The organism is uncultured Anaerococcus sp. (assembly GCF_937934665.1).
Lineage (GTDB): Bacteria > Bacillota > Clostridia > Tissierellales > Peptoniphilaceae > Anaerococcus.
The window spans coordinates 1-6,183 of record NZ_CALGYW010000100.1; the positions used below are offsets into that span (position 1 = coordinate 1).

8 protein-coding genes are annotated in these 6,183 nt (G+C 33.1%); all 8 read left to right on the forward strand.

The genetic code is table 11. The annotated features are described in order from the left end of the window. Nucleotides 1-672, forward strand: a 672-nt coding sequence (locus Q0410_RS05330; protein WP_299033894.1) for a replication initiator protein A, incomplete at its 5' end; no start/stop codon positions are given. 13 nt (nt 673-685) lie between these two features. Further along, complete coding sequence (locus Q0410_RS05335; protein WP_051403574.1) at nt 686-1,534, forward strand: ATP-binding protein; 849 nt, start codon at nt 686-688, stop codon at nt 1,532-1,534. Between the two features lie 9 nt (nt 1,535-1,543). Then, entirely contained in the window at nt 1,544-2,266 is a 723-nt protein-coding gene (locus Q0410_RS05340; RefSeq protein WP_025642393.1) for a BRO family protein, read from the forward strand. A 16-nt stretch (nt 2,267-2,282) separates the two neighbouring features. After that, a complete protein-coding gene (locus Q0410_RS05345) occupies nt 2,283-2,819 on the forward strand; it encodes a hypothetical protein (protein WP_025642395.1) in 537 nt (178 codons plus the stop codon). A 34-nt stretch (nt 2,820-2,853) separates the two neighbouring features. Next, complete coding sequence (locus tag Q0410_RS05350; protein ID WP_025642397.1) at nt 2,854-4,635, forward strand: VirD4-like conjugal transfer protein, CD1115 family; 1,782 nt, start codon at nt 2,854-2,856, stop codon at nt 4,633-4,635. A gap of 144 nt (nt 4,636-4,779) precedes the next feature. Next, nucleotides 4,780-5,100 carry a single-stranded DNA-binding protein gene (locus Q0410_RS05355; RefSeq protein ID WP_025642399.1) on the forward strand — a complete coding sequence of 107 codons (321 nt, stop codon included), beginning with the start codon at nt 4,780-4,782 and terminating at the stop codon, nt 5,098-5,100. A 1-nt stretch (nt 5,101) separates the two neighbouring features. Continuing rightward, entirely contained in the window at nt 5,102-5,317 is a 216-nt protein-coding gene (locus tag Q0410_RS05360) for a Maff2 family mobile element protein (protein ID WP_018579567.1), read from the forward strand. An 18-nt stretch (nt 5,318-5,335) separates the two neighbouring features. After that, nucleotides 5,336-6,183, forward strand: an 848-nt coding sequence (locus tag Q0410_RS05365; protein WP_299033925.1) for a VirB6/TrbL-like conjugal transfer protein, CD1112 family, incomplete at its 3' end; no start/stop codon positions are given.

The following is a 6,183-nucleotide window of genomic DNA, read 5'->3' on the forward strand; positions in this document are numbered from 1 at the left end:
TCCATGTATCTGTCAAGGAGTACCTTATCTTATAAGAATAACTGGGTAGATGAAAATGGAAGGGTTTATATCTACTTTACTGTTGAGGAAACAGCCGCACAACTTGCTTGTGGTATTAAAAAGGCAGTAAAACTTATTAAAGATCTTGAGAAGATTGGTCTTATTACAAAAAAGAGGGCAGGCCAGGGTAATCCTACTAAAATTTATGTCAAAGATTTTATGAGTATTTTTAGAAATGAAGAGCTTAGATCAATCAAAAGGGAAAATCAAGACTTGTCAAAAGGACAAGTCAAGAATGGTGATTTTGATAATTCAAGAGTGGCAAAAAAGGAAAGTCTAGACTTATCAAAAAGACAACCTAACTATATAGAGAATAATAAGATTGATAATAGTTATATTGATTTTAGTGAGAAGGATAAAAAAGGAACCTTCTTAAATGTAATTATTTCTAATGAAGAAGAAATGAAACTAGAAGATAAAATCCCTAATCTTAATGATTATATTGAAAGATTATCAGCCTATATGCAAAGTACAGGAAAAACCTATAAAGACCATGCTTCAACAATTATGACCTGGTATTTAAAAGATAAGAGCGAAGGAAAGCTTAGGAGGGAGGAATCTTATACGGGAGATCCCTCGGACTATGAAAGTGAATGGAACTTAAATGATTAGAGAGGTAGATAAAATGGAAGATAAAATAAAAATAATTGAAATTGATGGAGTAGGATTTTCTTTTAATGCAAATAGGGCTCATGAAAGAGATGGCCATGTTTATTGTAGACAATGTGGTGAACAAATAGATTCAGAACCCCTTGCTTGTCTTGGTAGTAAAAAAATAATATTTAGTCGAAATTGTAGATGTGATAGGGAAACAGAGGCTAAGAGAAAGGAAGAAGAAATAGCAAACCACATCAGAAGGCTTAAAGAAGAATGTTTTGCTACTAGCAGAAATCTAATAAGCTATAGTTTTGAAAAGATTATAGAGCCTGAAAGACAGGAAGTTATTATAGCAAAGAATTTTGTTAAGAACTTTAAAGAACTTGCGAAAAATAATAATGGACTTATATTTCATGGGAATGTTGGAACAGGAAAGACATATTTAGCAGCTTGTATTGCTAATAAAATTATTGAAGAATACCAGATAAGGGTGAAGATGAGAAATATCCCTCAGATAATAAATGATATTGAAAAGCGTGGCTTTGATATAGATAAAAATGAATATTACAGGCTCTTATGCAGTGTACCACTTCTCATTCTTGATGATTTTGGAATTGAAAGAAATACAGAATATATAAATGAAATGGTCTATCAGATTATCAATACCAGATATGAAGCAAAGAAACCCACTATTATTTCAACAAATATTCCCTTAGGTGTAATCATGAGTGGAAGTAATGATATTGATAAAGAAAGGATATATTCAAGAATTAGGGAGATGTGTATTCCAGTAAAAATTGCAGGAGAGGACATAAGAAGAGAAATAGGAAAATTAAAATTAAATAAAACTAGAGAGTTACTTCTAGGTGAAAGATAGGTGAAAGAGATGAATAAAATAAAAACATTTGAAAGTTTTGAATTTGGACAGGTTAGGACAATGCTTATAGATAATGAACCATGGTTTGTAGGAATGGATATAGCCCAGGCTCTAGGATACAAAAGACCAAGTGATGCGATTGCAAGTCATGTATATGAGGAAGATAAGCTGAAACGGTGTTTTACCGTATCAGGTCAAGGAAGGAATTTGATAGTAATAAATGAGTCTGGAATGTATGCACTGATTTTTGGAAGTAAACTTGAAAGTGCCATAAGATTTAAAAACTGGGTAACAAGTGAAGTTCTACCTTCAATTAGAAAGCATGGTGGATATTTTTCAGGACAGGAGGAAATGAATGATCAAGAACTTTTAGCAAGGGGCTATCTTGTAGCCTTAAGACAAATAGAAGCTAGGACAGAAGAATTAGAAGGTCTTATTCCCAAGGGAGAATTCTTTGATAAGTTTATGGATTTAGGTGACTGTATATGCCTTAGGGATACTGCAAAAGAATTAGGAGTTTCTCAAAATAGATTTATAAATATACTCATTGATAGGGGTTATCTTTATAGAAATCAAAAAGGGAAACTAAGATATTACTCAACTGCAGCTGATTACTTTAAATTAAAAGATTATATCAATAAATATAATGGACAACCCGGAGTCTATACAGTAGTTAGACCTGAGGGAAGAGCATATCTTTTCTCCTTATTTAAAGAGATGGGAGAAATCTAGAAGGAGGTGGTCTTGGATGATAATGCTTAATAAGAAAAGTTGTATAAATTGTGATGAAAGAGATTTAGTTAAACATAATGAAGAAATAAATAAGATTCTAGGGGAATTAAGAAAGCTAGATAACTATGATTGTGTAGTCCTTCATAAGTACCAGGATATAGGCCATAGAAATAAAGATTTGCAAGTTATTAATATAAATCTATGGGATATATATGAGCTGGCAGAGCTTGCTGATTTTAAAAATGGAGTAGATTTTCTTATAGATGATGAGGGATTTCTTAATCTTTCTGTATATGGACAGACCTATAAGCTGGGGGGAGAAAGCCATTTTATCCATGCTGTCTTTAAAATTATTCCCCATGATGAAGATTTGAATTTCCTTAATATATCTGAATTTATTCTTGAAGGAAAGCCTATAAGATTTTCAGACAAGCAGTTGAATAAAAAGAAGAAATCAACTATTGCACTTCTTAGTGAATATAAAGAAAAAGTTATTAATAATAACACTATAAAAAAAGATAGTCAAATAAAAGAAAAAGGTGAGGAAAGATAAGAAATCTCTGGCTTAAGGAGGTGAGGTTGTGAGCATAGTAGAAAAAATTAAAAAGGACATAAAGGATTTATTTGATGTGCAAGATGGGAAGGAATTTATTAAAAAGAACATGCCCTATCTTGCATTTTTCTATTTAGGAGATATTCTCTCTCACCATATAAATTCATATATAGGAGGTGACTTAATAGACCGTATATTCCAGGCGGTCATGGAAATAGAAACTATGACCTATATTCCAAGTTTTTATCCGAGGGACTTGCTTGTAGGTCTTGTCCTAGCTGGAATAGTGAAACTTATTTTATATAGCAAGGGTAAAAATGCAAAGAAATTTAGGCAGGGTACTGAATATGGCTCTGCAAGATGGGGTAATGCCAAGGATATTTCTCCATATATGGATGATGATTTTGGAAATAATCTTCTACTAACTGAAACAGAAAGAATTACCATGAATAGTAGACCAAAGATTCCTAAGTATGCAAGAAATAAAAATGTACTTGTAATTGGTGGGTCAGGTTCTGGAAAGACGAGATTCTTTGTAAAACCTAATTTGATGCAACTACACTCAAGTTATGTAGTAACTGATCCTAAAGGAAGTCTTCTTCATGAATGTGGCAAAATGTTAGAGGTGAATGGTTATGAAATAAAATCTCTTAATACAATTAATTTTAATAAGAGCATGAAATATAATCCCTTTGCCTACCTAAGAAGTGAAAAAGATATTCTAAAGCTGGTTCAGACAATTATAGCAAATACAAAGGGGGATGGTGAAAAGGCAGGAGAGGATTTTTGGGTAAAGGCTGAAAGACTTTATTATACAGCCCTTATAGGATATATATTTTATGAAACTCCAAAGGAGGAACAAAACTTTACAACCCTACTAGCCATGATAGATGCAAGTGAGGTTAGAGAGGAGGATGAAAACTTTAAAAATGCAATAGATTATATGTTTGAAGCCTTGGAAGAAAAGGATCCAGACCATTTTGCAGTTAAGCAATATCGCAAGTATAAACTAGCGGCAGGAAAAACTGCAAAATCTATTTTAATTTCTTGTGGTGCAAGATTAGCTCCTTTTGATATTAAGGAACTTAGAGAGCTAATGAGTGAAGATGAAATGGAACTTGATACCCTAGGAGATAGAAAAACAGCCTTATTCGTCATCATTTCAGATACAGATGATACCTTTAATTTTGTAGTATCACTTCTCTATTCTCAGATGTTTAATCTACTTTGTGATAAGGCAGATGATGTCTATGGCGGAAGACTTCCTGTTCATGTTAGATGTCTCCTTGATGAGTTTGCAAATATTGGCCTAATCCCTAAATTTGAAAAGCTTATAGCGACAATTCGTTCTAGGGAAATAAGTGCTTGCATAGTTCTACAAGCACAATCACAACTAAAGGCCATATATAAAGATAATGCAGATACTATTATTGGTAACTGTGATACCACATTATTTTTAGGAGGAAAGGAGAATGGTACTTTAAAAGAGATTTCAGAAACCTTAGGCAAGGAAACTATTGACCTATTCAATACATCAGAAACAAGAAGTAATCAAAAGTCTTTTGGGCTTAACTATCAGAAAACTGGCAAGGAACTTATGACTAAAGATGAACTCTTTGTAATGGATGGAAGCAAGTGCATTATGCAACTAAGAGGTGTAAGACCATTTCTATCAGAGAAGTTTGATATTACCAAGCATAAAAATTATAAGCATCTTGAAGATTATGATGATAGAAACTTCTTCGATATTGAAGAATATATGAAGAAACAAGGTAAGGCCAAGCTCAATAAAGATTCTATAATAACAAGATTGTAGGTGAAGATATGAAGGTTAAGGTGAGAAGCCCTTCAAAAAAGAAAGTAACAAAGTTAATAAATTTGATTTATAGCGATTGGATAAGAAACAAGTCCAGTCGCTTTTTTTATTTCAAAAAAGAAAAGAGGAGGCTAGAATTAGAATATGGCAAATTTTAAAGAAAGAGATATGAAAAATGTAACAGCTAATCTAGTAGGAGAGGTAAAAACAGCTTCTTTTGACTGGGATGGTGAAACTATCAATGTAACAAATTTCTCCCTTGTAGAAAAGAAGAATGGGAAAAGGCACTATACAAACTGTGCAGCTTATGGTGAATGGTCAGAAGTAGCAAAGGAACTAAAGGCTGGAGATCTTGTCCATGTCTTTGGTTATATTAGGGAAAGAAGAAATAATGACAAGCTATATAAGAATTTTATAGTAAAACATATGAATAAAATTGAAAAAGAAAATAAGGAGGAAAAATAATATGGCATTTTTTACAGAAGGAATAGCAGTTTTAAAAACTTTAGTTACTGCAATTGGTGCAGGTTTAGGGGCATGGGGAGTAATTAACCTTATGGAGGGTTATGGAAATGATAACCCTGGAGCAAAATCACAAGGGATCAAGCAGCTAATGGCAGGCGGAGGTATTGTTCTTATTGGAATGAAACTTATACCTTTACTTGCAAATACACTTAATTAAGAAAGAGGTAGATAAAATATGTTTGGACTTTTCGACAAAATAACTGAATTTTTTCAGGAGATTTTCATCGGAATTATCCAAGCAAACCTTGAAGCAATGTTCTTAGATATAAATGAGAATGTAAGTCTTGTAGCTACAGAAGTCGGGAAAACACCAAGTAGCTGGAATGCAGAAGTGTTCAGCTTTGTAAAGAATATTAACGATACTGTAGTTATCCCTATAGCGGGAATTATCATAACCGCCGTCTTGTGCATAGAACTCATAAACATGGTCATGGAGAAAAATAATATGCACTCTGATACAGATACATTTGATTTCTTTAAATACATTATCAAGATGTGGATAGCAGTATGGTTTGTAAGTAATGCTTTCACCTTCTCGATGGCAGTATTTGATGTATCACAGAATTTAGTAACTAAGGCGGCGGGAGTGATAAATACAAATGCATCCCTTGATGCTATGGATGTGGCCGCAATGATAGATCATCTAAAAGATGAAAGCTTATGGAATCTGATACTGATAGCAATGGATACTTCACTGGTGAAGCTTTCAATCCAGGTTGTATCAATCATAATTACCGTAATAACTTATGGAAGAATGATTGAAATTTGCTTGTATAGCTCAGTATCAGCAATTCCATTTGCAACCATGGGAAATAAAGAATGGGGACAGATTGGAACAAATTATATCAAGGGATTATTTGCACTTGGGCTTCAGGGATTGTTTCTTATGATATGCCTTGGAATATATGCGGTACTTGTAAAAACGATTCATGTAACCACAGATATTCATGCCAGCATATTCGGAGTTCTTGGATATACGGTACTTCTTGGAATTATGATGTTAAAGAGTGGAACAATTGCAAA

Coding starts and splice junctions, on each gene's coding strand:
- Q0410_RS05360 (WP_018579567.1), top strand. CDS start 5,102: ATGGCATTTTTTACAGAAGGAATAGCAGTTTTAAAAACTTTAGTTACT.
- Q0410_RS05340 (WP_025642393.1), top strand. CDS start 1,544: ATGAATAAAATAAAAACATTTGAAAGTTTTGAATTTGGACAGGTTAGG.
- Q0410_RS05335 (WP_051403574.1), top strand. CDS start 686: ATGGAAGATAAAATAAAAATAATTGAAATTGATGGAGTAGGATTTTCT.
- Q0410_RS05355 (WP_025642399.1), top strand. CDS start 4,780: ATGGCAAATTTTAAAGAAAGAGATATGAAAAATGTAACAGCTAATCTA.
- Q0410_RS05345 (WP_025642395.1), top strand. CDS start 2,283: ATGATAATGCTTAATAAGAAAAGTTGTATAAATTGTGATGAAAGAGAT.